The organism is Microbacterium foliorum (genome assembly GCF_006385575.1).
Classification (GTDB): Bacteria; Actinomycetota; Actinomycetes; order Actinomycetales; family Microbacteriaceae; genus Microbacterium; species Microbacterium foliorum_B.
The window spans coordinates 1532383-1556169 of the sequence record NZ_CP041040.1; the positions used below are offsets into that span (position 1 = coordinate 1532383).

The following is a 23787-nucleotide window of genomic DNA, read 5'->3' on the forward strand; positions in this document are numbered from 1 at the left end:
GCCTATGTCGGCCCCTGGACGTAACGTGAGAGCATGGCCAGGAGTACCACGAAGTCAGCGCGCGCGTCCGAGAGCGCCACGGCCCGCCCGAAGAGGCAGGCTGCTCCGAAGGCTCAGGCAGCGCCCAAGAAGTACATCGATGAGGTAGACAAGCCCCCGGTGGCGGTGCGGGCCTGGAACGGGCTCGCCCACGGTGTCGGCGGACTCTTCCGAGCATTCGGTCCCGAGACACTCGAGAAAGACGATCGGCGCGACGGCTTCCCGTTCCTGCTCGTGCTGTTGGCGATCGCCGGTGCGGTCAACGAATGGTTCTTCATCGGCAACGAGGTCGCGGCCAACATCAGCGCTTACTCCGCGGGAATGCTCGTAGGACGCGTTTCATTCATCCTTCCCCTGTTGCTTCTCGTTCTCGCAGGGTGGTTGTTCAGACATCCCGCATCCGTGCATGACAACGGACGGATCGGCTTCGGGTTCGGCCTGCTGTTGATCACGTTGTCCGGCTTCTGCCACGTCGCGGGCGGGCAGCCGCAGCCGCAGCCGCAGATCACAGCGCTGAGCGATGCCGGTGGTGTTTTTGGGTGGTTGATAGGAGAGCCGCTCTCGCTCCTCACGCAAGTCGGCGCGTACATCGTGCTGTCGATTCTCGCCGCACTCAGCGTCCTGATCCTGACCAAGACCCCGCCGAACCGCATCGGCCAGCGACTCGGAGATCTCTACGCGTGGATGTTCGACGCCGAGCGCCCGGAGAAGCCTGCGAAGGACGCGGCGCCGATCGACGAGGCAGACAAGGTCGACGACCCGGATGTCCTGCCGTGGTGGCGGCGCAACAAGACCGGCCGCGAGGAGGACCCCGACGAGGGCACTCTCGGATCCGACGACATCACCGCGCTGCTCACGACCTCGGAGCCGACTCCTGCATACGACCAGGCCGTGGTCGTGGAGAACGCCTCGGATGCCGCGACTGAGGTGCTGTCCGACGTGCGCTCGGTGACCGAGTCCTTGGCCGGGCAGCAGACCACCGCACTTCTCGATGACGAGTCCGACACGGGCGAGATGCCCGAGCTGCCGGGACTCGATGGCTTCGGAACCCCAGGGCCGGGGGCGCGGGGGCCTCAGGCGCCCGTGACTCCCTACGTGCTCCCCTCGCCGGGGCTTCTGGTCGAAGGCCCACCGCCGGTCATGCGTTCCGAAGCGACCGACAAGGTGATCGAGCAGATCACGAGTGTGCTGACGCAGTTCAAGGTCGATGCGAAGGTCACCGGATTCTCGCGCGGTCCGACGGTCACCCAGTACGAGGTGGAGGTCGGCCACGGTGTCAAGGTCGAGAAGATCCTCCAGCTGAGCAACAACTTCGCCTACGCGGTCGCATCCAACGACGTGCGGATCCTGTCGCCGATCCCGGGCAAGAGCGCGATCGGCATCGAGATCCCCAACGCCGACAAGGAGATGGTCGCTCTGGGCGACGTGCTCAGGTCTCCGGCAGCGCACAAGAGCACGCATCCGATGACCATCGGCGTCGGCAAGGACGTCGGTGGGAACATCGTCATCGCCAACCTCGCGAAGATGCCCCACCTGCTGGTCGCCGGTTCCACGGGATCGGGTAAGTCCAGCTTCGTCAACTCGATGATCACGAGCCTGCTCATGCGCGCTCGGCCGACGGACGTGCGAATGGTCCTGATCGACCCGAAGCGGGTGGAGCTGACGAGCTACGCGGGAGTTCCGCACCTGATCACCCCCATCATCACGAACCCCAAGAAGGCCGCCGAGGCGCTGCAGTGGGTCGTGAAGGAGATGGACATGCGGTACGACGACCTCGCGTCGTTCGGATTCCGCCACATCGACGACTTCAACAGGGCCGTCCGCGCTGGCGAAGTCGAGCTCCCGGTCGGCAGCGAGCGTGTTCTCAAACCGTACCCGTACCTCCTCGTGGTCGTCGATGAGCTCGCCGACCTGATGATGGTCGCCCCGCGAGATGTCGAGGACTCGATCGTCCGCATCACCCAACTCGCACGAGCTTCCGGAATCCACCTGGTGCTCGCCACCCAGCGCCCCAGCGTCGACGTCGTGACCGGTCTGATCAAGGCCAACGTGCCGTCGCGCCTCGCATTCGCCGTGACGAGCGTCACCGACAGCCGCGTGATCCTCGACAGCCCCGGCGCCGACAAGCTGATCGGCCAGGGTGACGCGCTGTTCTCGCCGATGGGATCGTCCAAGCCGTTCCGTCTGCAGGGTGCCTGGGTCGATGAGAAGGAGATCGACGCGGTCGTCAAGCACGTCACGCGTCAGGCTCGTCCCGACTATCGCGCCGATGTGCAGGAAGCACTGGAGCCGACGAAGAAGAAGGAGGTCGACGAGGACATCGGGGATGATCTCGAGCTCCTCCTCGCGGCGGCCGAACTCATCGTCTCGTCGCAGTTCGGCTCCACGTCGATGCTGCAGCGCAAGCTGCGCGTCGGCTTCGCCAAGGCGGGGCGCCTGATGGACCTCCTCGAGTCGCGCGAGATCGTCGGCCCCTCCGAAGGATCCAAGGCGCGTGACGTGCTGGCGACCGCCGAGCAGCTGCCCCAGGTCATGGCGAAGCTGCGAGGCGACGATGCGCCGCCGAAGCCGGCCGCTCCCACCCCGGCTGCGACCGCGGCCGGGGCACCGCACGACCCGGTAGAAGCCCAGTTCCAGGGCCTGCCCGTGGTCGAGGCTGATGACGACGGCGACGAAGACGCGTGGGGACTGACAGGACGAGACTGATGGCTATTCCACGGCAGCTTCCCAACGCGATCACAATCGCGCGCATCCCGCTCGCGGTGATCTTCTTCGTCCTGCTCCTGATGGGGGGAACGTACGGGCTCGATGACATCGTCATCCGATGGGTTGCGGCGATCCTCTTCGTCGTGGGCATATCCACCGACTGGGTCGACGGCTACCTCGCACGTCGCCACGACATCGTCACGGACTTCGGCAAGCTGTGGGACCCGATCGCCGACAAGCTGCTCACGGGGGCGGGCTTCATCGGCCTGGCCGTGCTCGGTGAGCTCAACTGGTGGGTCGTGATCGTGATCCTGATCCGCGAGTGGGGTATCACGATCCACCGCCTCATGGTCGCGAAGGAGCACGTCGTGGCAGCCGCGTGGATGGGCAAGGTCAAGACTGCGGTTCAGGCCGTGGCTCTTTCCTGGGCGCTGCTCCCGCTGCACGTGGTGATCGGACCCCAGCTGTGGGTGGTCGGGACCGCGATCCTGATGATCCTGGCGCTTATCCTCACGGTGGCGAGCGGGATCGACTACATCGTGGCGCAGGTGCGAGGGTCGCGGCAGCGGTCGTGACTTCCGCGTCGGAGGTGCTCGCCGCGCTGATCGAGCGTGGCTGGACTCTCGGCATCGCCGAGTCGCTGACAGGCGGTGCTCTCGCTGCTGAGTTCGTCTCGGTGCCAGGCGCATCGGCGTCGCTGCGGGGAGCGATCGTCGCCTACGCCACCCCGATCAAGCACACGCTGCTGGGGGTCGACGACGGGCTGCTCGATGCGCACGGGCCGGTGCACCCCGAGGTGGCGCTGCAGATGGCGGCCGGCGCGCGTCGCTCACTGCAGGTCTCCGGAATCCCCGCTGACGTCGGCGTCTCGACCACCGGGATCGCAGGACCGGACTCTCCCGATGGTCAGCCGGTCGGCACGGTGCACATCGCCGTCGTGACCCCGGATCACTCCGTGAGTGAGGCCTTCAGATTCGACGGCGATCGCGCACAGGTCCGCGCCCAGACGGTCGATGCGGCCGTTGCGATGCTCCTGCGGGTCCTCCGGGAATAGCCGGTGCGTGCGTTCCGTTATGTCCAATGTGCTCACACCGAAAGCACAGCGTGCGAAGGTAGATTTTGTGAAGGTCGGTAGGACTAGACTGGCGGTCTCCTCGAGGGAGACCTCGAGAAGGCGATCTGGGAGGAGGTTCCGATGATTCTTGTACGACAGGAAATCGGCGATGTGCTGAGGGACTTCCGCCTGCAGAAGGGGCGTACGCTCCGGCAGGTTGCAAGCAAGGCATCTGTGGCACTCGGCTATCTCAGCGAGGTCGAGCGGGGCCAGAAGGAGGCATCGAGCGAGATTCTCGCGTCGGTTGCTGATGCTCTGGATGTTCCCATCTCGATCATTATGCGAGAGGTGGGCGACCGCATCTCCGTTCTCGAGGGCATCCAGGTCTTCCCGGACGTCGTGCCGGATGACCTCGTGGCTTCCGTCGAGCCAGAGCTTTCGCTCCACTGAGCTTCGTATCCTCTTCATCCTCTGATGCGTCGCAGTGAGTTCCTCCGCGCAGTCGACGCGGAATTCGGTGGTCGAGGGTCGTCTCTCATCAGCGACCTCATTCTGACCCAGCTCGCCGGCCGTACTGCCGACCAGGCGTTGGATGCCGGTGTCCCGCCGCGTGACATCTGGCTGGCGCTGTGCGCCGAGACCGATGTGCCTCAGGAGCGACGGCACGGCGCTGGGCGACTCGAGCCGCGCAGGCGATGATTCCCTGACGCGTTCGACGCGCGTTCGACTAACGACACGCCGTGACGGCGTTTCGTCGAATATGTGTTCGAAACGGGCGTAGTCTTCTGCACAAGTGGTTCGGAGACGGTGTTCTCCCTGTTTCGCGGAGCTGACGACGCAATGTCCGAGGTGCCTCGTACGGTGAACAGCAAGCCGAAGAGCCATACGCCTTGTCGGAGAGTTCCGCCCAGCCGGGAGGACCGCGACAGCCTACAGGCGGCACCACGCGAGCATAAGGAGCACGTCATGCCATCACCCGCTGACCGCGAGAAGTCCCTCGAGACAGCACTCGCCCAGATCGACCGTCAGTTCGGAAAGGGCTCGGTCATGAGACTGGGCAGTGACGAGCGCGCGCCCGTCGCCGTCATCCCGACCGGCTCCATCGCTCTCGACGTCGCTCTCGGCGTCGGAGGCCTCCCGCGTGGACGAATCGTCGAGATCTACGGTCCCGAGTCCTCGGGTAAGACGACACTCACGCTGCACGCGATCGCGAACGCGCAGCGCGCCGGCGGAATCGCCGCCTTCATCGATGCCGAGCACGCGCTCGATCCCGACTACGCCGCGAAGCTCGGTGTCGACATCGACGCTCTTCTCGTCTCGCAGCCCGACACAGGTGAGCAGGCGCTCGAGATCGCTGACATGCTCGTCCGCTCCGGCGCGATCGATCTGATCGTCATCGACTCCGTCGCGGCTCTCGTGCCTCGGGCCGAGATCGAGGGTGAGATGGGCGACTCTCACGTGGGTCTGCAGGCTCGACTGATGTCGCAGGCACTGCGAAAGCTCACCGGTGGACTCAACCAGACGAACACCACGATGATCTTCATCAACCAGCTGCGCGAGAAGATCGGCGTCTTCTTCGGATCGCCCGAGACCACCGCGGGTGGAAAGGCGCTGAAGTTCTACGCGTCGGTCCGCATGGACATCCGCCGCATCGAGACGTTGAAGGACGGCACCGATGCAGTCGGAAACCGCACCAGGGTCAAGGTCGTGAAGAACAAGATGGCACCGCCGTTCAAGCAGGCGGAGTTCGACATCCTTTATGGCGTCGGCATCTCGCGTGAGGGAAGCCTGATCGACTTCGGTGTTGAGCACGGCATCGTGAAGAAGTCCGGATCGTGGTACACCTACGACGGCGACCAGCTGGGCCAGGGCAAGGAGAACGCGCGAACGTTCCTGCTCAAGAACCCCGATGTCGCACTCGCCATCGAGACGCAGATCAAGCAGAAGCTCGGCATCGGCGGCGCCACTGAGGCGCCCGCAGACGAGCTCGCCGAGCGCCGTCCGGCATGAGAATGATGGTCCGCGGTTGCGGAGCGACCGGAGTGAACCATGAGTGATGGCGGGGGCGGGCCTGAGCAGCTCGCCCCCATCATCCCTCTCTTCGGCCGTGACGACACACGTGAGAAGTCGGCCGACCGGGAAGCTCCGGAGGCCAGCGGTGCCACGACTCGTTCCGCAGCCGACATCGGGGGGTGGAAGTCGACAGAGGGCGACTCGGCCCGCGATTCGAATCCGGTCGCATCCCTCGACTCTCGTGGGCCCAGTGAACGGCATCCAGCACGCGGTGCAGCGGCTCGGTCCGCACCGCGATTGCGCGCATTGCAGTCGCAGGATGTCGGGTCAGGCGATGGCGTCGGCATCGACCCCTCTCGGTTGCGTGCCGACGCAGAGGAGCTCCTCGTCCGCAAGCTGCGGACTCGATCGCTCTCTCTGTCAGAGGCACGCATGGTGCTCAGGGGCTACGAGCAGAACGCCGAGCGGCTCGATGCGGGTGCGATCGACGACGTGATCGATGATTTCTGTCGACGGGGCTACCTCGACGACACACTTCTCGCCGGCCAGCTGGTGACGTCGGGAATCGAGCGCAAGGGGCAGGGTCGGGTCGCACTGTCGAGGGCGCTCTCGCAACGCGGCATTCCTCGCGACGTGATCGATGCAGCGCTCGACGACGTTCCCGACGATGACGCCGAGCGCGCACTCGAGTACGCGCGCTCGAAAGCACGAGCGATGTCTCGCCTCGACGGCGACACAGCGCTGCGACGTCTGGTCGGTCAGCTGTCTCGCCGTGGCTACAACGGCTCGATCGCGATGACGGCCGCGAAGTCGGCTCTCGCTGAGGCTTCTTTCGGCTCGTCGTCATCCGGGGTTCGATTCGTCGACTCGGACTGACGCTGAGGCGAGGGCGTCGAGCTCTCGCCTCAGCGGCAGTGTCGGAGAACCGCTCGTAGAATGGGGGGATCATGACTATCCCTCGCAGTGAGCCGACGATCATCGAGTCGTCGTCAGCAGCAATCGATCTTGACGGACGCCAGCGCTCCTACGAGGTCCGCACCTTCGGCTGCCAGATGAACGTCCACGATTCCGAACGCCTCTCGGGCTCTCTCGAGAGCGCAGGATATGTCCGCGCGACCGACGGCGCCGAAGCCGACGTGGTGATCATCAACACGTGCGCGGTGCGCGACAACGCGGCAGGAAAGCTCTACGGAACCCTCGGCCAGCTCGCTTCGGTGAAGCGTCGCAAAGACGGGATGCAGATCGCCGTCGGGGGCTGTCTGGCTCAGATGGACAAGCAGGCCGTGCTCGCCAAGGCACCCTGGGTAGACGTCGTCTTCGGCACGCACAACATGGGATCGCTTCCCGGCCTGCTCGAGCGGGCGCGACACAATGGCGATGCCGAGCTCGAGATCCTCGAGTCGCTCGAGGTGTTCCCGTCGACGCTTCCGACCAAACGCGATTCGGCGCACAGCGGTTGGGTCTCCATCTCCGTCGGATGCAACAACACCTGCACCTTCTGCATCGTTCCGAGCCTTCGTGGCAAGGAGAAGGACCGGCGCCCCGGCGACATCCTGAACGAGATCCGTCTGCTCGTCGAGGACGGCGCGATCGAGGTCACCCTGCTCGGACAGAACGTCAACTCCTACGGCGTGGAGTTCGGCGATCGGCAGGCGTTCGGCAAGCTGCTCCGCGCCGCGGGTGAGATCGACGGCCTCGAGCGGATCCGCTTCACGAGTCCTCACCCCGCCGCCTTCACCGACGACGTGATCGACGCGATGGCGGAGACCGCCAACGTGATGCCGCAGCTTCACATGCCGCTCCAGTCGGGCAGCGACCGGATCCTCAAGGCCATGCGCCGTTCCTACCGCAGCGAGAAGTTCCTCGGGATCCTCGATCGCGTCCGTGATCGTATTCCGCACGCCGCGATCACCACCGACATCATCGTCGGATTCCCGGGGGAGACGGAGGAGGACTTCGAAGACACGATGCGGGTGGTCGAGCAGGCACGGTTCTCGAGTGCGTTCACGTTCCAGTACTCGATCCGCGAGGGCACGCCGGCCGCGACCATGGAAGACCAGATCCCCAAGGCAGTGGTACAGGAGCGATACAACCGGCTCATGGCGCTTCAGGAGCGCATCTCCCTCGAGGAGAACCAGAAGCAGGTCGGGCGCGAGGTCGAGGTGCTCGTCTCGACAGGCGAAGGCAAGAAGGATGCCGAGACTCACAGGCTGACCGGACGAGCTGAGGACAACCGACTCGTGCACTTCGAGGTCACGTCCGGATCCGCTGTCCCACGCCCCGGCGATGTCGTCTCGGTGACGATCACCCATGCGGCGCCGTTCCACCTCCTCGCGGACGACCCGACGGGCTCCCCGCTGCGGATCCGACGCACACGCGGTGGCGATGCGTGGGACCGCGGGCAGGCTGAGTCGTGTGCCGTGCCAGCGCCGATCTCCGCCGACGGCACCCGTGTCGTATCTCTGGGCCTCCCGACGCTCCGCGTCGGCAGGTGACCGCTGCTCGAGGCATGACCGATCCGGCGTGGAGCGCCACAGACAGGATTCCGCGGCTCTGGGCGATCGTGGGTGCGACAGGCACGGGCAAGAGCGATCTCGCCCTCGATCTCGCTGAAGCGCTGCAGAGCCGAGGCAACGCCGCCGAGATCGTGAACGCCGATGCCATGCAGCTCTACCGCGGAATGGACATCGGCACGGCGAAACTCGCCCCGGCCGACCGTCGAGGGATTCCGCACCATCTGTTCGACGTGCGGGAGGTGCAGGAGGAGGCCGCTGTCGCCTGGTACCAGCCGCTGGCGCGCTCCGTGATCGCTGACATCCAGCAGCGCGGTGCCGACGCCATCCTCGTGGGCGGGTCGGGTCTGTACGTCTCCAGCGTGGTGTTCGACTTCGCCTTCCCGCCCCGCGACCCGGTGATCCGCGAGCGGCTCGAACGCGAGTTCGAAAGCGAGGGCATTGCGGGGCTGCTCGACCGGCTGCGGGCACTCGACCCCGCCACGGCGTCGCGTGTCGATCCCAAGAACGACAGGCGTGTGATCCGCGCGCTCGAAGTGCTCGAACAGGGCAGCGCGACGCACGGCGCTGCCCTGCCTGAACAGCCTGCGCTCTGGCAGGCCGACACTCGTCTGATCGGTCTGCATGTCGAACGCGGAGCGCTGGTCGAGCGGCTGGACGCCCGCGTCGTACGCATGTGGGAAGCGGGCCTGGTCGATGAGGTGCGGGACCTCCGGCGACAGGGACTCGAAGATGGCGCGACGGGGCAGCGCGCCATCGGCTACACCCAGGCTCTCGCGCAGATCGACGGCCGCCTCACCCAGGCCGAGGCGATCGCCGAGACGCAGGCGCTCACTCGGCGCTATGCCCGTCGTCAGGTGTCGTGGTTCAAACGGTATCCCGGACTCACGTGGTACGAACCACCCGTGGACGCTGCTTCGCTCGTCGACCCGTGAGGCCAGTCGCCCGCCGACGTCGGTGGCTGATGTCTGAGCCTGATGAGATGGTTGTTCCATGGCCACCCACTTCTACACAGCGAGCAGCATCGACGGCTTCATCGCGACTGACCAGCACTCGCTCGACTGGCTCCTCACACAGGACATCGACGAAGACGGCCCCATGTCCTACGCGTCGTTCGAGAAGACGATCGGCGCACTGGCGATGGGATCATCGACCTACGAATGGGTCATGCGCCACGAAGAAGGGCGCTGGGGTTACGAGCAGCCCACCTGGGTCTTCTCCCACCGATCGCTCGAGCTTCCGGCCGGCGCTGACATTCGCACTGCCGAGGGCGATGTGACCGCCGTGCACTCCGAGATGGTCGCCGCGGCCGACGGGAAGGATCTATGGGTCGTCGGCGGTGGTGACCTGGCCGGGCAGTTCGCCGATGCCGGTCTCCTCGACGAGGTGTGGGTGCAGTACGCGCCCGTGACACTCGGCTCCGGGGCACCGCTCCTGCCGAGGGCACTGGATCTCGAGCTTTTCGAGGTCGCTCGCAACCGCAACTTCATGTGCGGCCGCTACCGCGTGCAGCGTGGCTGAGTCGTCGGCTCCCGTGCGCTCGGGGGAGAACTGGGCGGTCCGGGCCTTCGATCCGTCAGACACTGACTCTGTGGTCGCGCTCTGGACCGAGGCGGGTCTCACACGGCCATGGAACGACCCCAGGCTCGACATCGAGCGCAAGCTCACGGTGCAGCCCGAGCTGTTCCTGGTCGTCGAGGAGCACCAAGCTCGGTCGACCCCGGCTCGGATCATCGGCACGGTGATGGCCGGTTACGACGGACACCGGGGCTGGCTCTATTACCTGGCCACCGCACGCTCGCACCGTCATCAGGGGATCGCCCGCTCTCTCGTGCGTGAGGCTGAGCGACTTCTTCTCGACATGGGCTGCCCGAAGGTGCAGCTCATGGTCAGAGAGGGCAACGAGGGGGCGTTGGGCTTCTACGACGACCTCGGGTACGAGCGATTCTCCGTGTCTAACACGGGCAGGCGTCTGATCGTCGACGCATAGCCGCGATCTCTACACTGGGTGGATGGTCGCATTCACCAAAGGACACGGCACAGGCAACGACTTCGTCATCATCGCCGACCCCGACGGCGCTCTCGAGCTGAGCGCTGAGCAGGTCGCCGTCCTCTGCGATCGGCATCGAGGTATCGGTGCCGACGGCATCCTTCGCGTCGTTCGCTCTGCGGCGATCGCAGACGGGCAGGCGGCACTCGAGGAGGAACCGGCCGCCGAGTGGTTCATGGACTATCGCAATGCGGATGGCTCCATCGCTGAGATGTGCGGCAACGGCATCCGGGTCTTCGCGCATTATCTCGTGCGCTCCGGCCTCGCCACGATCGAGCCCGGTTCCACGCTCCCGATCGGGACGCGTGCGGGCGTGCGCGACGTGACACGCAGCGAGACGGGTTACCAGGTGGACCTCGGTCTGTGGAAGCTCTCCGGCGATGACCCACTCGTCGCCGCAGACGGGCTACCCGTCACGAGACCCGGCCTGGGCATCGACGTGGGAAATCCGCATGTCGTGGTCGCTCTCGCCTCCGAGGCGGAGCTGTCGTCGCTCGAGCTGCACCGCGCGCCGGTTCTCGACCCCGCGCCGCCCGCGGGTGCGAACATCGAGTTCGTCGTCCCGGGGGAGCCGCTCGTGAAGGACGGAATCGGACACGTCTCGATGCGCGTCTCAGAGCGCGGCGTGGGGGAGACCCTCAGCTGCGGCACGGGTGTGGCGGCGACGGCTCTGGCTGTGCGCTACTGGGCCGGCGAGAAGGCACCCCACAACTGGCGCGTAGAGGTGCCGGGCGGCACGCTCGGCGTGCGCATGTTCCCCGCGGAGGACGGCGAGCACGTAGCCCTCTCCGGGCCTGCCCAGCTCGTCTTCAGCGGCGAGGTCGACCTGATCTGATGCGGGCGAGCGACCCGATCGACCTGGTCGTCTTCGACTGCGACGGGGTCCTCGTCGACAGCGAGAAACTGTCGATCGAGGTGGATCGCAGGGTTCTCGCGGATCTCGGGTGGTCTCTATCCCACGACGAGATTCTGCACCGGTTCGTCGGACGCTCTTCCGCGCATTTCCGCGCCGAGATCGAAGCTCATCTCGGACGGCTGCTTCCCGACGACTGGGAGGCTTCGTACCAGCCGTGGTACCTCGACGCATTCGCAGCTGAGCTGACGGCGGTGGCCGGGATCGAGACCGCGTTGGACGAGATCTCGACAATGACGTGCGTCGCCTCGAGCGGCTCTCATGCGAAGATCCGGAGGACGCTCGGGCAGACCGGACTCCTTCCGCGATTCGAAGGACGGATCTTCAGCGCCGACGACGTCGCGAACGGCAAGCCTGCTCCTGATCTCTTCCTGCGCGCAGCCGAGCGGCTCGGCGTCAGCCCCGAGCGCTGCGTGGTGGTCGAGGACAGTCGATTCGGAGTCCAGGCCGCCCGCGCCGCGGGCATGCGGGTTCTCGGCTACGCCGGCGGACTCACACCAGCCGACTGGCTGGAACGCGAAGGCGCCATCGTGTTCACGGACATGCGTGAACTCCCCGAGCTGGTGGGTCAGCGACGGATGCCGGTGTGACGGCTCAGACGAGCGTGATCGGCTCGGTGGGCGGGGTGCCGTGCTTGCGCACCTTCAGGACGCGGTAGCCCTTCGACGTCGCGGTCCGATGGACGCTGAAACCCGGGTGGAACGTCGCGGCGATCCACCGCTGCAGCGAATCCGCACCGAGGTTGCGCTGCACGACGAGCCAAGCGTCGCTGCGCTCGTCGAGCCGGGGGATCCACTTCTCGAGCAGTCCGTGAAGTTCGTTCTTGCCGACTCTGATCGGCGGATTCGAACGGATCGAGCGGAATGTGACATCGGCGGGAACATCCTCGGGCAGGGATGCGTTGACATTCTTCAGACCATGAGCTGCAGCGTTTCGCCGCACGAGGTCGAGGGATCGCTCATTCACGTCGACCGCCCACACGGTCGCATGAGGTGCGGCCATCGCCATCGACAGCGTGATGGGTCCCCACCCGCTTCCGAGGTCGAGAAGATGGCCTCCCGGCGGAACCGGAGGCATGTTTGCGAGAAGGACGGCTGTACCGGCATCCAGCCGATCCGGGCTGAAGACGCCGCCAGCAGTAGTGACGTCCAGCTCTCGGCCTGCGAGCGTCACACGGATCGATCGCAGGTTCTCGGGGCTTGCCGGGGCCGCGGTGAAGTAATGGTCGGACCCCATACCGTGAGCGTAGCGGACAGCGCGGGCTAAGGTTAAGGCTCGCAACAAAACCCAGAGATTAGGGACGGATGACGGAGACCACCACACACTCCACAGGTGACGAAGCAGTCGATCGCGTACTCGCGAATGCGGAGAAGCGGACGGAGGCACGTGTCTTCGGCGCCGCGCAGGCCCTGCAGGACCACTCCACGGCCCTGCACGGCTCTTCGGACGGCGACCAGTGGGACCTCGAGGATCGTCATGCGCTGCGGCGCGTGGGCGGTCTCTCCACCGAGCTCGAAGACGTCACAGAGGTCGAGTACCGCCAGCTTCGCCTCGAGAACGTGGTGCTGGTGGGCGTGTACCCGCAGGGTGCCCAGGACGATGCGGAGAATTCTCTCCGAGAGCTGGCGGCCCTTGCGGAAACCGCAGGCGCGGTCGTGCTCGACGGCGTTCTGCAGCGACGGCCGCATCCGGATGCCGCGACCTATATCGGCCGAGGCAAGGCTCAGGAGCTGAAGGGCATCGTCGCAGCCACCGGTGCCGACACCGTGATCGCCGACACCGAACTCGCGCCGAGCCAGCGACGTGCCCTCGAGGACGTCGTCAAGGTCAAGGTCATCGATCGCACCACCGTGATCCTCGACATCTTCAGTCAGCACGCCAAGAGCCGCGAGGGCAAGGCCCAGGTCGAACTGGCGCAGCTCGAGTACCTGCTGCCGCGTCTGCGCGGCTGGGGTGACTCGATGAGCCGCCAGGCGGGTGGCCAGGTCGGTGCCGGCGGTGCCGGTATGGGCTCGCGCGGACCCGGTGAGACGAAGATCGAGCTCGACCGTCGTCGCATCCGCACCAAGATGGCGCTTTTGCGGCGGCAGATCCGCGATTTCGGACCTGCGCGAGAGGCGAAGCGGGCCGAGCGCAAGCGCAACACGATCCCGTCCGTCGCGATCGCCGGCTACACCAACGCCGGCAAGTCCAGCCTTCTCAACGCTCTGACGAGTGCCGGAGTGCTGGTGGAGAACGCTCTGTTCGCGACGCTGGATGCGACGGTGCGCCGGTCGGAGACCTCAGACGGCCGCGTCTACACGCTGACAGACACCGTCGGTTTCGTTCGCAATCTTCCGCACCAGCTCGTTGAGGCGTTCCGTTCGACGCTCGAAGAGGTCGGTGAGGCAGACGTCGTGCTGCACGTGGTCGACGGATCGCACCCCGATCCCGCCGGTCAGCTGCAGACCGTGCGCGATGTGATGGGCGATGTCGGAGTCCGCGACATGCCGGAGATCGTCGTCTTCAACAAGGCGGACCTGATCGCCGACGATGAGCGTCTCGTGCTGCAGGGCCTCGAGCCCAGAGCGCATTTCGTCTCGTCGCGTTCGGGTGAGGGCATCGAGGAGCTTCGGGTAGCCATCGAAGAGGCGCTTCCGAAGCCCGCTGTCGAGGTTCACGCGGTGGTTCCTTATGATCGCGGTGATCTTGTCGCGGCGATCCACGAGACGGGGATGCTGCTGTCGGTGGATCACAGCGAGCAGGGGACTGTCGTGCACGCGCGGGTGTCGGAGCGGCTCGCCGCCGATCTCGCCCCTTTCGCCGTGCGCGGCTGACGGCCCGGGCTCAGCGAGCGAGGAAGCGCGCCTCGACGGTGGCGGAGATGACGATCTCGTCAGGTTCGTACTCCATCGATGCGCCGCCTGTGTCGGACTCCTGCAGCATGGCCCCGCGCACCTTCGCCATGCCGGAGAACGGCTGAACAGGTGTCGGTGCGATCAGCCCGACATCGGCGATCTCCACCGGCACGACGGTGCCGAGTCCGAGCGCTGTCGCGTACGCCTGCGCGCGCGTGACGGCCACTCCGACCGCTGCAGCCGCGACCTCGCGTTCGATCCGCGAGCTCGTCTCGGTCGTGAGATGCCAGTTGACCCACCCGACCTCGACTCCGTCCCACGGCGATACGTCCGACACCCAGAGCGAGAGCTCGGATGCCTCGGCGAAGGTCGCAGTCAGATCGATGCTTGCGTAGTACACGGGCGCGAGACGCTTGCCTTCGTTGTTCCAGGGGCGCTCGGCGCGCACGGAGAGGCGCTTGCTCGACCAATCGACGACGATGCCCGTGTCGCGCCTCGTCGTGATGCTCGCGCGCACGGGCTCGGTGAGACGCATGACGCGGTCGACCACCGAGGCACGCTCCGCACCCTCGGCACGTATGCTGACGCGGATGGTGGCGCGCTCGGGCGCGATCCGCGCCTCGTGTTCGCCCCGGACGGTGACGGTGACTTCGCTCATGTCGTGACTCTACGCCAGCGCGCTGACGAGGCGAGGAATGGCGTAGCCGCTGCGAACGTTGTAGTCTATGAGGCTCGGGGACTCCGGTTCCCGAAGTGAGAAATCAACAGTGTGACAGCGGCTCCTTCGAGAGAAGGACCACGGGGCTGATCGGTTTCGACAGCGCCTGTGAATCCACGAGAAGCGGGCCGAGGATGCAGAGTTATCTCGTAAACGCTCTCTGCAAAAAAATAGTTGCCGAAACCAAGCGCAACGACTTCGCCCTCGCTGCATAAGCGAGCCCGATAGTCCGTCAGGCCGTATGTGATTCCGATACGGATCCTGGCGTCATTTAGGAATCTTGCTGCGTGATGGCGTCTGGACGTCACGTGGGACTCTTCCCAGGCTGGGCTCGTCGACTTAGGTGTCTGTGACAAAGGTCGGAGCCGAGCAGAACGTCTTCACAGACTGCGCCCGGAGAAGGCGTGGAGACTCAGCGTTGGACGGGGGTTCGATTCCCCCCAGCTCCACCACGTCGCTGTCACAAGCAAGAAGGCCCGCCTCCCTGGTGAAAACTGGGGAGGCGGGCCTTTTTTGCGTTGTGGATAACTCGTCAGGCGGCGAGCCCCGGCCTGGAGCAGGTCGATCCGCGTTCGATGTTCAGCATGCTCTCGGGCGAACGTTCGATGCGCGGAGGTGGCCGTTCTCCGGCCGACGGGACGAGACTGGCTCTGAGCTCCGACGTCGTGGTGGGTTGGAAACGGTGCCCCGACCGGTCCTGGGGGACACCCATCGGGACACCTAACCGGCTTCGCTGGGGACTCCACCGGCTCCTGGCCATGTTTGTTGGCCACGGCAACCGTACGCTCAATGCACTGCTGTATCTAGTGGTCACGCGTGCGGATCCACGAGGCATCTGACATGGGGTGTCGGCTCGTGGCTATCGGGCGTACGATCGCGAACGAGAGCGTGTACCGGCCACGGTCTGGGGGCCGCGTCGGCGACGCTCCGGTCGAGGGGCTCTTCCTCATCGGGATCGCGATGATCCGAGCGAGAGTCCCTCCGCTGTATGGTCGCTCGGTCCGCGCCATCCGACGATCTGGGATGCCGAGGCCGTCGAACTCGGGCGGCATCTCTACCGAGGTCGTCGAGAAACCGGTGGCCACTGGGGAGACGGGCCTTTTTGTACCGGTAGCAGCGGTCGAACCATTCTTTCGCGGCAGCGTAGTTCGGGAAGTCGGTGCAGTTCGTTGTGTCGCGCAGTGGTTCCCCGGCGGCTGGGGCGGTCAGGGGACGGGGATGCCCGCGGCCGGCACGCGGAAGCTGTCGCCTTCGTGAAACCACACGCTGGACCATTTGGCGAGGACTGCATCTCGCTCGGCCGCGTCGGCGGTGTAGAAGTGGTGAGCGGCAGAGTTCGACCAGAACCGAGCCACGGGAACGGTGTCGGCCTGCGTGGAGTTCACCGGATACACGTAATAGGCGACCCCTTCGTCCTTCCAGATGTTCGGCCACTTGGCGATCACTGCGGCACGCTCGCTCGGGTCAGCGGTGTAGAAGTGCCCTGAGTACGTGCTGCTCCAGAATCTGTAGAGCGGGACGGTGCCTGCGACCTGGGTCTTGAACGCGGTGTATCGCTGGCCCTCATAGGTCCATACACCGGGCCAGCGGGCGATGATCTGATCGCGCTCCGCCAGATCAGTGGTGAAGAAGTGTCCCTGGTAGACGGGACTCCAGAACCGGTGCACGGCAACGGGCTCCGGCAGCGGCGGCGCGGAGGGGCGCCCCACAGTCGGAGCCGCGGGGAGCCAGGTGTCCCGAGGGCCGCAGCCTTCGAGGACCGTCTGGATGGCGATCTTCTCGGCGGGGTCGACGGACAGGTTCCAGCGCCATTTCACCGCGACCCACTCGGAGACGTAGGTGCACCGAATGGAACGGTAGGAGGGCAACCAGGACGCAGGATCTTTGTCGGCCTTCGCCGTGTTGACGGCCGCGGTGACCATGGTCAGTGCGCGGTCGTCATCGACGTCGTTGGAGTATCCCTGTCGCTGTTCATCTGTCCACGCCCACGCTCCGGACACCCATGCCTCTTTGAGGGCGACGAGGTGATCCATCTCCACTGCGGCGGGGTCGAGATGCGTGACATTGTCGTAGTAGGACAACCATTGACCCGCCGTGACGGTGCACACGCCGGTGACGGTCGCGGGGATGTCCGTCTCCTCGAGGAGAACCTCCTGACGGGTGCGGCAGCCGTCTCCGTCGAGATCTGCGCCTTCGAAGAACTGGTCGCGGTTGTACTTGACGGTGGAAGGAGCCTCGACACGCAATTGATCCAGAAGCGTGGCCACGGGTATCCATTCCGCCGACGTCGGGGGCGCTGCCAGCGCCACCGAAGGTGTGAGCGATCCTGCGACGATGGCGACGGTGACGAGAGCGACCCCGAGAACCCGATTGCGCATGCCACTCCCTGTGAATTCGGCTCCGCCGGTGGAGTCCCGCGCTCAGAATACACACAGAATATCGGCTGGCGGGTGAGTCCGCTCTGCGGCGCGTGCTTCTGAGGGCCGGCTCTCTGACTCTGAGCCCGCCGTCAGTCGCCGGTGAGTCGGTCGCGGGTGTCTTGCGCGGCGCGGAGGTCGTCTTCAGACTCTCGCACGCGCTGTGCAAGCGCTTCCTGTTCGGCCTCCGCCTTCTCGGCGTCGGCTCGTGCACGTTTCGCATCGCCCCGCGCCTTCGTCAGGTCTGCCTCGAGCTCCTGCTCGCGACGTGTGAGTTCGTCGACACGAAGCGAGGCATCGCGGAGCGTCCGATCTGCTGTGGCCGCTTCGCGCGCCACTCGGTCGTGCGCTTTCTCCGCTTCCCTGACAGCCCGCTCCGCATCCCGCCGCTCTCTGCGCGCTGTGACCTCGTCGAGAGGCTTGGCGGCGACCGCGGGGGCGTCGGGTGCGCCCCCGCCGACGATGCTGTCGGCGATGTCTGCGAACGTGCCGGCGGGTTCCAATTCCCGCACCAGCCGCGCGGAGGCGACGGCGGCGGCAGCAGTCGGATCGAAGAAGGCGGCGCTGATGGTCTGTTGAACCGCCTCTCTCGTCGACGCCGTGATGCGCTGTCCGCGTGCTTCGGCGAGTTCGACGGCATCCGCGGCAAGCCTGTTGGTGAGGGCGCGCCGGTCGCGCCCTAGCTGTGCGAGAGCCCGAGCATCCAGATCTGCCTGTGCTTCGCGCAGCTCTTCGGCGAGCTCCAGTGCCTCTGCGAGTCGGGAGGCGCGCTCGTGCGCGAAGACGTTCACCACCCAGGCGGCGACCGATGGCTTCTTCAGGCTGCGGATCCGAGCGGCGAGAGTCGGGTCGACGGTGTCGGCGGCGCAGGAGTCTCGTGCGGTCACGAAATCCGTCGGTGGCCCGGTGTAGAGCTGCACTGCGATGTCAGCGAGCTCGGAGTCCATGCGAGTGACGATACACCGCGCAAGATCTGCTCCCCGGGCCGCGCCGGGTGAGCATCGATCGCCGCCCCTCATCAGTATTCTGGTTGGCATGGCAACGCTGTTCTATGGCGCGTCCGACGTTGCGATCCACATCGAGGATCGAGCACTCGCGCATCTGAAGATCGTCATCGCGACCAAGCTCCGCCGACAGGAGAGCTTCACTCTGTCGTGGCGTCACCCCGAGGGAGAGCTCGGAGGGCGGTCCACCATCTGGATCCACCCGTCGATCCCGCTGCGCTTCACCTTCGACGAACCGGAGCAGCCTCAGCTGAACACGCGCTGGCTAGAAGATCTCATGCAGTCGGTGAACTCCACCGGCGGCATTCTCCTGGTGGACGAGGTGATCGACGCGCCCGTGCAGTGAGCACCCCGGACGCGGCCGGGTGAACCGCCGTCACCCGGCCCATTCGATCAGGACCAGACCCTGGCGCGTGTCGGCGAACTTCACCCATCCGTCGCCGAACAGATAGGTCATGCCGTATCCGTCTTCGTCGGTGCCCATGGCGAACTGCGGGTTCTCGGTGATGTAGATGCCGTCCGGGCCGTCTTCTCGGGTCCAGCCCTCTCCCAGCAGCGAGGACTGCGCCGCCGTGGCATCCTCCGCGCTGATCGTCGACCATCCGTAGAGCTGGCCATGGTCGGAGGCGATGCTGTAGTCGGCCCAGAAGCAGAGGAGGCCATCGGCCAACGTCACGCCGCCCACCACGAACTCCTTCTCCTCGAAGGACCACCCCTGATCGGTGAGCACCTTCACCGTGCCGGCCGACACGATCGTGTCGCAGGCGGGCTCTGCTGCGGGCGTGGGGGTCGGAGTGGTCGCGGGCTCGGCAGTGGCTGCGGGGGAGGGCTTCGGCGCGTCCGGTGTCGGAGACGCGGATACCTCCGGCGTCCCTGCGCAGGAGGTGAGCGCGACAGCGAGCAGCAGAGCGCCCAGTGCGGCGGAGGTGAAGCGGTTCATCGCGCGAGCCTTCATCAGTGGGTCAGTCGTGCAGGAGATCGAGGAAGGCCCCGTGGAGGACGCCGTTGGTGGCGAGTGTCGACAGATCCGAGATCGTCTCGGCGCCGTCGAACCCGGTCATGCGGCCGCCTGCCTCGCGAACGATCGGAACAGCAGCGGCGACGTCGTACTCCTTGACTCCGAACTCTGCGACCATGTCGATGCGCCCCTCGGCGAGGAGCATGTAGGCGTAGATGTCGCCGTACGCACGATCGCGCCACACGCGGTCGGCGAGCTTCAGAAGCTGGTCGGTGTGCCCGGACTCGGCCCACTGGCTGATGCTCTGGAAGCTGACGCTGGCGTCGTCGAGAGACGACACGGAGGATGCCCGGATGCGGCGCGGCTCGGCATCCGTCGCGGTCCAGGCTCCCGAGCCGGCAGCGGCCCACCAGCGGCGTCCGACGGCGGGCATGCTGACGACACCGACCTGCGGGACTCCGTCGACCGCGAGTGCGATCATGGTGCCCCAGAGCGGCACCCCGCGGAGGAAGTTGGCGGTGCCGTCGATCGGGTCGATGATCCACTGCCGGTGGGTGCTGCCCTCAGCGCCGAACTCTTCACCGAAGATGCCGTCATCGGGCCGCTCCGTCGCCAGAAGCGAGCGGATCGCCCGTTCGGTCGCGAGGTCGGCGTCTGTGACGTGCGAGCTGTCGGCCTTGGTCGATATCTCGAGGTCGGGGCTGTCGAATCGAGGGAGAGACTGCGCGTCGGCGGCATCGGCGAGTCGGAGAGCGAGTGCGAGGTCGCGAGAGAAGTCGTCGACGCGGGGGGAGGCGGTCACGACTCCAGGATAACCGCCCGGACAAGGGAGTCTGAGAGGGGTTGACTTGAGGCGACACGCGCGGCGAACGTGGAGGACCCGGCTCGATTTCGCCCGGCGGCGATCCGCTGGTAATGTAATTCCTCGGCCGGGGATTTCCCGGGCCACGCACCTCTAGCTCAATCGGCAGAGCAACTGACTCTTAATCAGTGGGTTCTCGGTTCAAGTCCGAGGGGGTGCACGGATCAGCCCTGATGACTCTCGCCAGTCATCGGGGCTTTTCTGCACCCACGGAGATGCCGAGGATCGGGCTCCCGGTGCGCTAGCGTGATGCAAACGCTAGGGAGATGGCCATGAGGAGACTGGTGAAGGTCTGCGCCGTCGTGGCGGTCGCGGCATTTCTCAGTCTGGGACTGACCGGCTGTTCTGCGGCGGAGAGGACGATCGACTACTCGACCTCGTCCGTCACCCTCGCGCCCGGAGAAGCCCTCGTGGTCGACTTCGGCGAGATCAATCCGACGGTCGGCGACGCGTGGGTGATCACGCGAGAGCCCGACCCGGCCGTGCTCGGTCCCGGTGATGAACGATCGCGCTACCTCGGCCAGGACGGCGAGACCGGCGCTCCGAGCGAGGTCTCCTATCGTTTCCCACCTGTCGGCGACGGGACCACGGTGATCCAGTTCGAGTACCAGTTCCGCGGGGCGGTGCCCGAAGACGCGGACGATCAGCAGACGGCCGAGATCACGGTGACCGTGAAATAGCGTTCGCTCAGTCGACCGCTATGACCTCTCCATCGGTGAGGTGCTGAAGAGTCTCGAAGGTGAGCGGCATCACCGTGTGCGGGTGCCCGGCTGCGGCCCAGATCTCACCATGCTCGCGAAGATCCTCGTCGATGTAGGTGCGCAGCCGCGTCGGATGCCCGACGGGGGCGACTCCGCCGATCGCCTGACCCGTGGCATCGCGAACGACGGATGCCGGTGCCATCGCGATCGCGGCTGAGCCGGTGCTGCGTGCCAGCACGTCGAGATCGACCCGGTGTCCACCGCTCGTCATCACGAGAACCGGAGCCCCGTCGGCGACGAACACGAGGCTGTTCGCGATCGCGGAGACATCGCAGCCGATCGCGGCGGCTGCTTCGGGGGCGGTCCGCGCCGAATCGGGCAGCATGCGGATCTCTGTTGTGACGCCGGCCTCGATGAGGTGCTGCTGCACGAGCCTGCTGCGCTCGGGGAGATCGTTCATGACCTCACGGTAGCGAACGCGGCAGGCTCGAGTCTCACGCGGCGTCGCCCAGCAGGATCGCCTCGGCGTCTTCGACGGTGGCGTCATCAGGCTCGTCGTCGATGTGCGCCAGGATCTTCCGCCCGAGGAAGATCGTCAGGGCAGCGACCAGTACTGCTGCGGCTGCGACGAGGTAGGGGACCGTCGCATCGAACGCGTGCCACAGGGCTGCCGCCAGGGGCGGGGCGATGGCCCCACCGAGGAATCGCACCGAGGAGTACGCCGACGACGCCACGGAGCGGGGGAGATCCGTCGCCTCCATGACGGCCTCCGTGAGCACGGTGTTCATCACGCCGAGCAGCAGTCCACCGATGACGATGCAGACCACGAGTGCGGTGGCCGACTCGACCAGGACCCCGGCGACGATCAGATCGACGGCGAGAAGCGGGAGAACCGTGAGAATGACTCGGGTGCGTGACATCCGGCGCATGAGCAGCGGCGCGACCCAGACGCTCGTGACCGCGAGCGCGATGCCCCAGCCGAAGAAGGTGAAGCCGATGCCCATCGCTCCGAAGCCCAGAGGGAACGGCGAGAAGGCGAGCAGGATGAAGAACCCGATGTTGTAGAAGAACGCCGCCGTGGCGAGCACCGCGAGGGCGGGGTTGCCGAGCGCCTTGAAAGGCGCGGAGAACGGCACAGGCGTGCGCTTCTCGCCCGGGCCGCGCAGCAGCACGAGGACCGCGAGGAACGCGATCGCCATCAGCACCACGACGCCGAAGAACGGTGCGCGCCAGCTCTGTTCGCCCAAGAGCCCGCCCAGGAGCGGCCCGATCGCGATGCCGAGACCGAGGGCCGCCTCGTACAGGATGATGGCCGCGGAGCTGCCGCCGGCGGCGGATCCGACGATGGTCGCCAGTGCGGTGGAGATGAACAGGGCGTTGCCGAGACCCCACCCTGCGCGGAAGCCGATGACCGCGTCGACGCTGCCGCTGAGCGCGCAGAAGAGGGCGAACAAGACGATCAGCGCCAGCCCGATCAGCAGTGTCATCTTCGCGCCGATGCGGCTCGAGATCCAGCTGGTGACGAGCATGGCCAGTCCGGTGACCGCGAGGTAGCTCGTGAACAGCAGTTCGGTCTGGAACGGGCTCGCCTGGAGCGACTCGGCGATCGCAGGGAGGATCGGATCGACCAGTCCGATGCCCATGAAGGCGACGACGCAGGCGAAGGCGACGGCCCAGACCTGGGCCGGTTGCTTCCACACTGAGGTGGCGGGGGTGTTCACTCTGTGGCTCCTGTCGAGTCGGTGGTGGTATGCGCTGCGAGGATCTGAGCGGCGCGCGTCAGGATGTCCCACTCGTCGGCATCGAGGTCGGCGAAGCGCGGTGCGAGAGTGTCGCGGAACTCTTCTCGCCACGCCTGCAGCGCACGTGAGCCTGCCCCTGTGATGGCGACGGCGATCGCGCGGGAGTCCCCAGCATCGGGGGAGCGGAGCACGAGTCCTTCGCGCTCGAGATTCCCGATCAGCCGCGTCATCCCGGGTTGGGTCGTGCGTGCCGCGGAAGCGAGCGCTCCGACCCTCTTCGGCCCCGATTGCTCGAGCAGGCTCAGCACTCGCCACTGGGCGGCAGGTGCGTCGTTGCCGGCATCCTGCGCGGCGATGCGGCCGAGCGCGTACCCCGAGAGCACGAGTGAGGGAATGACATCCTGGCGATTCATACCAGCAAGTATATACCGGATGGTATGTAACGACGTCGAGTCAACGCCGTGCGCCGGCGATCCGCGCAGAGAGCTGATGTGCGTGGGCCAGGAGCGTCCTGCCGAGGTCGCCGATCCGATCGGGTCCGAAGCGGAACCCGACGCCCGTCAGGCTCAGTGCCCACTCCGGCCGTCCGGCCCGATCGAAGACCGCTGCGCCGAGCCCCCAGCTGCCCTCGACGATGAGCCCCGGGTTCACCGCGTAGCCCCGCTCCTTGGTCTCCGCGAGGCGTGTGCGCAAGGGGCGGGCGCCGTGCGATCGGCCCCACGCGGTCTCCAGGTCAGGATGCCGTTCGAGGTAGGCGTCCACATCGTGGTCAGGCAGGAAGGCCAGGATGGCGAGGCCGGCACTTGCCACGCCGAGCGGGAACCGGACACCCTCGCTCAGCACGAACGACCGGATCGGGAACGACCCTTCCTCGCGGAGCAGGCACACCGTCTCGTCGGCCCTGCGCACGGAGAGGAAGGCGCTCTCCTCCGTCTTCACCGCCAGCGAGCGCACGATGTCCCGCGCGAGCGCGGTCACGTCGTAGCGAGCGGCGGCGACCGATCCCATGAGGAAGAGCTCCGGTCCCGGCATCCAGCGAGCACTGAACTCGTCTCGGTCGACCAGCCCTTCCGCACGCAGCGCGGACAGGAGCCGATGTGCGGTGGAACGAGAGAGTTCCGCGGAGCGGGCGAGATCCTGCAGTGACGCGCCGTCATGCCCGCTGGAGGTGACCAATCGGAGCAGTTTCGCGGCGCGAGCGATCGCCTGTGCTCCCGGAACGACAGCAGTGGATTCCATAATGTGGACGCTAAGCCCAGT

Annotated in this window: 26 protein-coding genes, 1 tRNA gene and 1 other RNA gene; 18 read left to right on the plus strand and 10 right to left on the minus strand. The window is 66.3% G+C overall.

Features of this window, described 5'->3' with window-relative positions; all coding sequences use genetic code 11:
• The first annotated feature begins 33 nt into the window (after positions 1-33).
• The 13 genes from FIV50_RS07300 (at position 34) to FIV50_RS07360 (ending at position 11878) form a co-directional block, all read left to right on the plus strand.
• On the plus strand, positions 34-2745 hold the full coding sequence (locus FIV50_RS07300) for a DNA translocase FtsK (protein WP_140036861.1): 2712 nt from the start codon (positions 34-36) through the stop codon (positions 2743-2745).
• On the plus strand, positions 2745-3320 hold the full coding sequence (gene pgsA / locus FIV50_RS07305) for a CDP-diacylglycerol--glycerol-3-phosphate 3-phosphatidyltransferase (protein WP_140036862.1): 576 nt from the start codon (positions 2745-2747) through the stop codon (positions 3318-3320). Before FIV50_RS07300 ends, pgsA begins: the two co-directional genes overlap by 1 nt.
• Positions 3317-3799, plus strand: coding sequence for a CinA family protein (locus FIV50_RS07310; RefSeq protein WP_140036863.1), 483 nt, complete (start codon positions 3317-3319; stop codon positions 3797-3799). The genes pgsA and FIV50_RS07310 overlap by 4 nt, the downstream gene beginning before the upstream one ends.
• Positions 3800-3940: 141 nt before the next feature.
• Positions 3941-4249 carry a helix-turn-helix domain-containing protein gene (locus tag FIV50_RS07315; protein ID WP_042541772.1) on the plus strand — a complete coding sequence of 103 codons (309 nt, stop codon included), beginning with the start codon at positions 3941-3943 and terminating at the stop codon, positions 4247-4249.
• 24 nt (positions 4250-4273) lie between these two features.
• Positions 4274-4498 (plus strand): DUF3046 domain-containing protein, encoded by a 225-nt coding sequence (locus FIV50_RS07320; protein ID WP_140036864.1) that lies wholly within the window; start codon positions 4274-4276, stop codon positions 4496-4498.
• Between the two features lie 267 nt (positions 4499-4765).
• Positions 4766-5809, plus strand: coding sequence for a recombinase RecA (recA, locus tag FIV50_RS07325; RefSeq protein ID WP_140036865.1), 1044 nt, complete (start codon positions 4766-4768; stop codon positions 5807-5809).
• A 39-nt stretch (positions 5810-5848) separates the two neighbouring features.
• Positions 5849-6688, plus strand: coding sequence for a regulatory protein RecX (locus FIV50_RS07330; RefSeq protein WP_140036866.1), 840 nt, complete (start codon positions 5849-5851; stop codon positions 6686-6688).
• A gap of 71 nt (positions 6689-6759) precedes the next feature.
• Entirely contained in the window at positions 6760-8307 is a 1548-nt protein-coding gene (gene miaB, locus FIV50_RS07335) for a tRNA (N6-isopentenyl adenosine(37)-C2)-methylthiotransferase MiaB (RefSeq protein WP_140036867.1), read from the plus strand.
• 14 nt (positions 8308-8321) lie between these two features.
• Positions 8322-9260 carry a tRNA (adenosine(37)-N6)-dimethylallyltransferase MiaA gene (miaA, locus tag FIV50_RS07340; RefSeq protein WP_140036868.1) on the plus strand — a complete coding sequence of 313 codons (939 nt, stop codon included), beginning with the start codon at positions 8322-8324 and terminating at the stop codon, positions 9258-9260.
• Between the two features lie 58 nt (positions 9261-9318).
• Entirely contained in the window at positions 9319-9846 is a 528-nt protein-coding gene (locus FIV50_RS07345) for a dihydrofolate reductase family protein (protein ID WP_140036869.1), read from the plus strand.
• Between the two features lie 13 nt (positions 9847-9859).
• Positions 9860-10315 carry a GNAT family acetyltransferase gene (locus tag FIV50_RS07350; protein ID WP_140038678.1) on the plus strand — a complete coding sequence of 152 codons (456 nt, stop codon included), beginning with the start codon at positions 9860-9862 and terminating at the stop codon, positions 10313-10315.
• 22 nt (positions 10316-10337) lie between these two features.
• A complete protein-coding gene (dapF, locus tag FIV50_RS07355; RefSeq protein ID WP_140036870.1) occupies positions 10338-11210 on the plus strand; it encodes a diaminopimelate epimerase in 873 nt (290 codons plus the stop codon).
• Positions 11210-11878 carry an HAD family hydrolase gene (locus FIV50_RS07360; RefSeq protein WP_140036871.1) on the plus strand — a complete coding sequence of 223 codons (669 nt, stop codon included), beginning with the start codon at positions 11210-11212 and terminating at the stop codon, positions 11876-11878. Before dapF ends, FIV50_RS07360 begins: the two co-directional genes overlap by 1 nt.
• A gap of 4 nt (positions 11879-11882) precedes the next feature.
• Here the strand turns inward: FIV50_RS07360 and FIV50_RS07365 are convergent, their stop codons facing one another.
• Positions 11883-12524, minus strand: a complete 642-nt coding sequence (locus FIV50_RS07365) for a class I SAM-dependent methyltransferase (protein WP_140036872.1) — start codon at positions 12522-12524, stop codon at positions 11883-11885.
• Positions 12525-12592: 68 nt separating this feature from the next.
• Here FIV50_RS07365 and hflX point away from each other — a divergent pair, with 68 nt between their 5' ends.
• A complete protein-coding gene (gene hflX / locus FIV50_RS07370) occupies positions 12593-14104 on the plus strand; it encodes a GTPase HflX (RefSeq protein ID WP_140036873.1) in 1512 nt (503 codons plus the stop codon).
• Between the two features lie 10 nt (positions 14105-14114).
• Here hflX and FIV50_RS07375 read toward each other — a convergent pair whose 3' ends face one another.
• Positions 14115-14783 carry an SIMPL domain-containing protein gene (locus tag FIV50_RS07375; RefSeq protein ID WP_140036874.1) on the minus strand — a complete coding sequence of 223 codons (669 nt, stop codon included), beginning with the start codon at positions 14781-14783 and terminating at the stop codon, positions 14115-14117.
• 142 nt (positions 14784-14925) lie between these two features.
• Here FIV50_RS07375 and ssrA point away from each other — a divergent pair.
• Positions 14926-15295: a transfer-messenger RNA gene (gene ssrA, locus FIV50_RS07380) on the plus strand.
• 753 nt (positions 15296-16048) lie between these two features.
• Here the strand turns inward: ssrA and FIV50_RS07385 are convergent.
• Positions 16049-17221: a GmrSD restriction endonuclease domain-containing protein gene (locus FIV50_RS07385; protein ID WP_140036875.1), complete on the minus strand. Its 1173-nt coding sequence runs from the start codon at positions 17219-17221 to the stop codon at positions 16049-16051.
• Between the two features lie 131 nt (positions 17222-17352).
• Complete coding sequence (locus FIV50_RS07390) at positions 17353-18207, minus strand: transposase (RefSeq protein WP_140036876.1); 855 nt, start codon at positions 18205-18207, stop codon at positions 17353-17355.
• Between the two features lie 88 nt (positions 18208-18295).
• On the opposite strand from FIV50_RS07390, the gene FIV50_RS07395 reads away from it, so the two are divergent.
• Complete coding sequence (locus FIV50_RS07395) at positions 18296-18610, plus strand: DUF7882 family protein (protein ID WP_140036877.1); 315 nt, start codon at positions 18296-18298, stop codon at positions 18608-18610.
• A 30-nt stretch (positions 18611-18640) separates the two neighbouring features.
• On the opposite strand, the gene FIV50_RS07400 is transcribed toward FIV50_RS07395, so the two are convergent.
• Together FIV50_RS07400 and hisN are read right to left on the minus strand one after the other, a co-directional pair.
• Positions 18641-19204: a hypothetical protein gene (locus FIV50_RS07400; protein WP_140036878.1), complete on the minus strand. Its 564-nt coding sequence runs from the start codon at positions 19202-19204 to the stop codon at positions 18641-18643.
• A 22-nt stretch (positions 19205-19226) separates the two neighbouring features.
• Complete coding sequence (gene hisN, locus FIV50_RS07405; RefSeq protein ID WP_140036879.1) at positions 19227-20024, minus strand: histidinol-phosphatase; 798 nt, start codon at positions 20022-20024, stop codon at positions 19227-19229.
• A gap of 147 nt (positions 20025-20171) precedes the next feature.
• Here hisN and FIV50_RS07410 point away from each other — a divergent pair.
• Positions 20172-20244, plus strand: a tRNA-Lys gene (locus tag FIV50_RS07410).
• A 112-nt stretch (positions 20245-20356) separates the two neighbouring features.
• Positions 20357-20764, plus strand: a complete 408-nt coding sequence (locus FIV50_RS07415; RefSeq protein WP_181164357.1) for a hypothetical protein — start codon at positions 20357-20359, stop codon at positions 20762-20764.
• Between the two features lie 7 nt (positions 20765-20771).
• Here the strand turns inward: FIV50_RS07415 and FIV50_RS07420 are convergent, their stop codons facing one another.
• The 4 genes from FIV50_RS07420 to FIV50_RS07435 are packed head-to-tail and all read right to left on the minus strand — an operon-like array spanning position 20772 to position 23766.
• A complete protein-coding gene (locus tag FIV50_RS07420; RefSeq protein ID WP_140036881.1) occupies positions 20772-21245 on the minus strand; it encodes a YbaK/EbsC family protein in 474 nt (157 codons plus the stop codon).
• 34 nt (positions 21246-21279) lie between these two features.
• Positions 21280-22506: an MFS transporter gene (locus FIV50_RS07425; protein WP_140036882.1), complete on the minus strand. Its 1227-nt coding sequence runs from the start codon at positions 22504-22506 to the stop codon at positions 21280-21282.
• Entirely contained in the window at positions 22503-22940 is a 438-nt protein-coding gene (locus FIV50_RS07430) for a MarR family winged helix-turn-helix transcriptional regulator (protein ID WP_140036883.1), read from the minus strand. The genes FIV50_RS07425 and FIV50_RS07430 overlap by 4 nt, the downstream gene beginning before the upstream one ends.
• 40 nt (positions 22941-22980) lie before the next feature.
• The gene (locus FIV50_RS07435; protein ID WP_140036884.1) at positions 22981-23766 is read right to left on the minus strand and encodes an IclR family transcriptional regulator; all 786 of its coding nucleotides are present in this window, start codon (positions 23764-23766) and stop codon (positions 22981-22983) included.
• Between the last annotated feature and the right edge of the window lie 21 nt (positions 23767-23787).

Bases quoted from the DNA above. Each gene is read 5' to 3' on its own strand.
- FIV50_RS07300 (WP_140036861.1), top strand. From the start codon at position 34: ATGGCCAGGAGTACCACGAAGTCAGCGCGCGCGTCCGAGAGCGCCACG.
- pgsA (WP_140036862.1), top strand. From the start codon at position 2,745: ATGGCTATTCCACGGCAGCTTCCCAACGCGATCACAATCGCGCGCATC.
- FIV50_RS07315 (WP_042541772.1), top strand. From the start codon at position 3,941: ATGATTCTTGTACGACAGGAAATCGGCGATGTGCTGAGGGACTTCCGC.
- FIV50_RS07320 (WP_140036864.1), top strand. From the start codon at position 4,274: ATGCGTCGCAGTGAGTTCCTCCGCGCAGTCGACGCGGAATTCGGTGGT.
- recA (WP_140036865.1), top strand. From the start codon at position 4,766: ATGCCATCACCCGCTGACCGCGAGAAGTCCCTCGAGACAGCACTCGCC.
- FIV50_RS07330 (WP_140036866.1), top strand. From the start codon at position 5,849: ATGAGTGATGGCGGGGGCGGGCCTGAGCAGCTCGCCCCCATCATCCCT.
- miaB (WP_140036867.1), top strand. From the start codon at position 6,760: ATGACTATCCCTCGCAGTGAGCCGACGATCATCGAGTCGTCGTCAGCA.
- miaA (WP_140036868.1), top strand. From the start codon at position 8,322: ATGACCGATCCGGCGTGGAGCGCCACAGACAGGATTCCGCGGCTCTGG.
- FIV50_RS07345 (WP_140036869.1), top strand. From the start codon at position 9,319: ATGGCCACCCACTTCTACACAGCGAGCAGCATCGACGGCTTCATCGCG.
- dapF (WP_140036870.1), top strand. From the start codon at position 10,338: ATGGTCGCATTCACCAAAGGACACGGCACAGGCAACGACTTCGTCATC.
- FIV50_RS07360 (WP_140036871.1), top strand. From the start codon at position 11,210: ATGCGGGCGAGCGACCCGATCGACCTGGTCGTCTTCGACTGCGACGGG.
- FIV50_RS07365 (WP_140036872.1), bottom strand. From the start codon at position 12,524: ATGGGGTCCGACCATTACTTCACCGCGGCCCCGGCAAGCCCCGAGAAC.
- hflX (WP_140036873.1), top strand. From the start codon at position 12,593: ATGACGGAGACCACCACACACTCCACAGGTGACGAAGCAGTCGATCGC.
- FIV50_RS07375 (WP_140036874.1), bottom strand. From the start codon at position 14,783: ATGAGCGAAGTCACCGTCACCGTCCGGGGCGAACACGAGGCGCGGATC.
- FIV50_RS07385 (WP_140036875.1), bottom strand. From the start codon at position 17,221: ATGCGCAATCGGGTTCTCGGGGTCGCTCTCGTCACCGTCGCCATCGTC.
- FIV50_RS07390 (WP_140036876.1), bottom strand. From the start codon at position 18,207: ATGGACTCCGAGCTCGCTGACATCGCAGTGCAGCTCTACACCGGGCCA.
- FIV50_RS07395 (WP_140036877.1), top strand. From the start codon at position 18,296: ATGGCAACGCTGTTCTATGGCGCGTCCGACGTTGCGATCCACATCGAG.
- FIV50_RS07400 (WP_140036878.1), bottom strand. From the start codon at position 19,204: ATGAACCGCTTCACCTCCGCCGCACTGGGCGCTCTGCTGCTCGCTGTC.
- FIV50_RS07415 (WP_181164357.1), top strand. From the start codon at position 20,357: ATGAGGAGACTGGTGAAGGTCTGCGCCGTCGTGGCGGTCGCGGCATTT.
- FIV50_RS07420 (WP_140036881.1), bottom strand. From the start codon at position 21,245: ATGAACGATCTCCCCGAGCGCAGCAGGCTCGTGCAGCAGCACCTCATC.
- FIV50_RS07430 (WP_140036883.1), bottom strand. From the start codon at position 22,940: ATGAATCGCCAGGATGTCATTCCCTCACTCGTGCTCTCGGGGTACGCG.
- FIV50_RS07435 (WP_140036884.1), bottom strand. From the start codon at position 23,766: ATGGAATCCACTGCTGTCGTTCCGGGAGCACAGGCGATCGCTCGCGCC.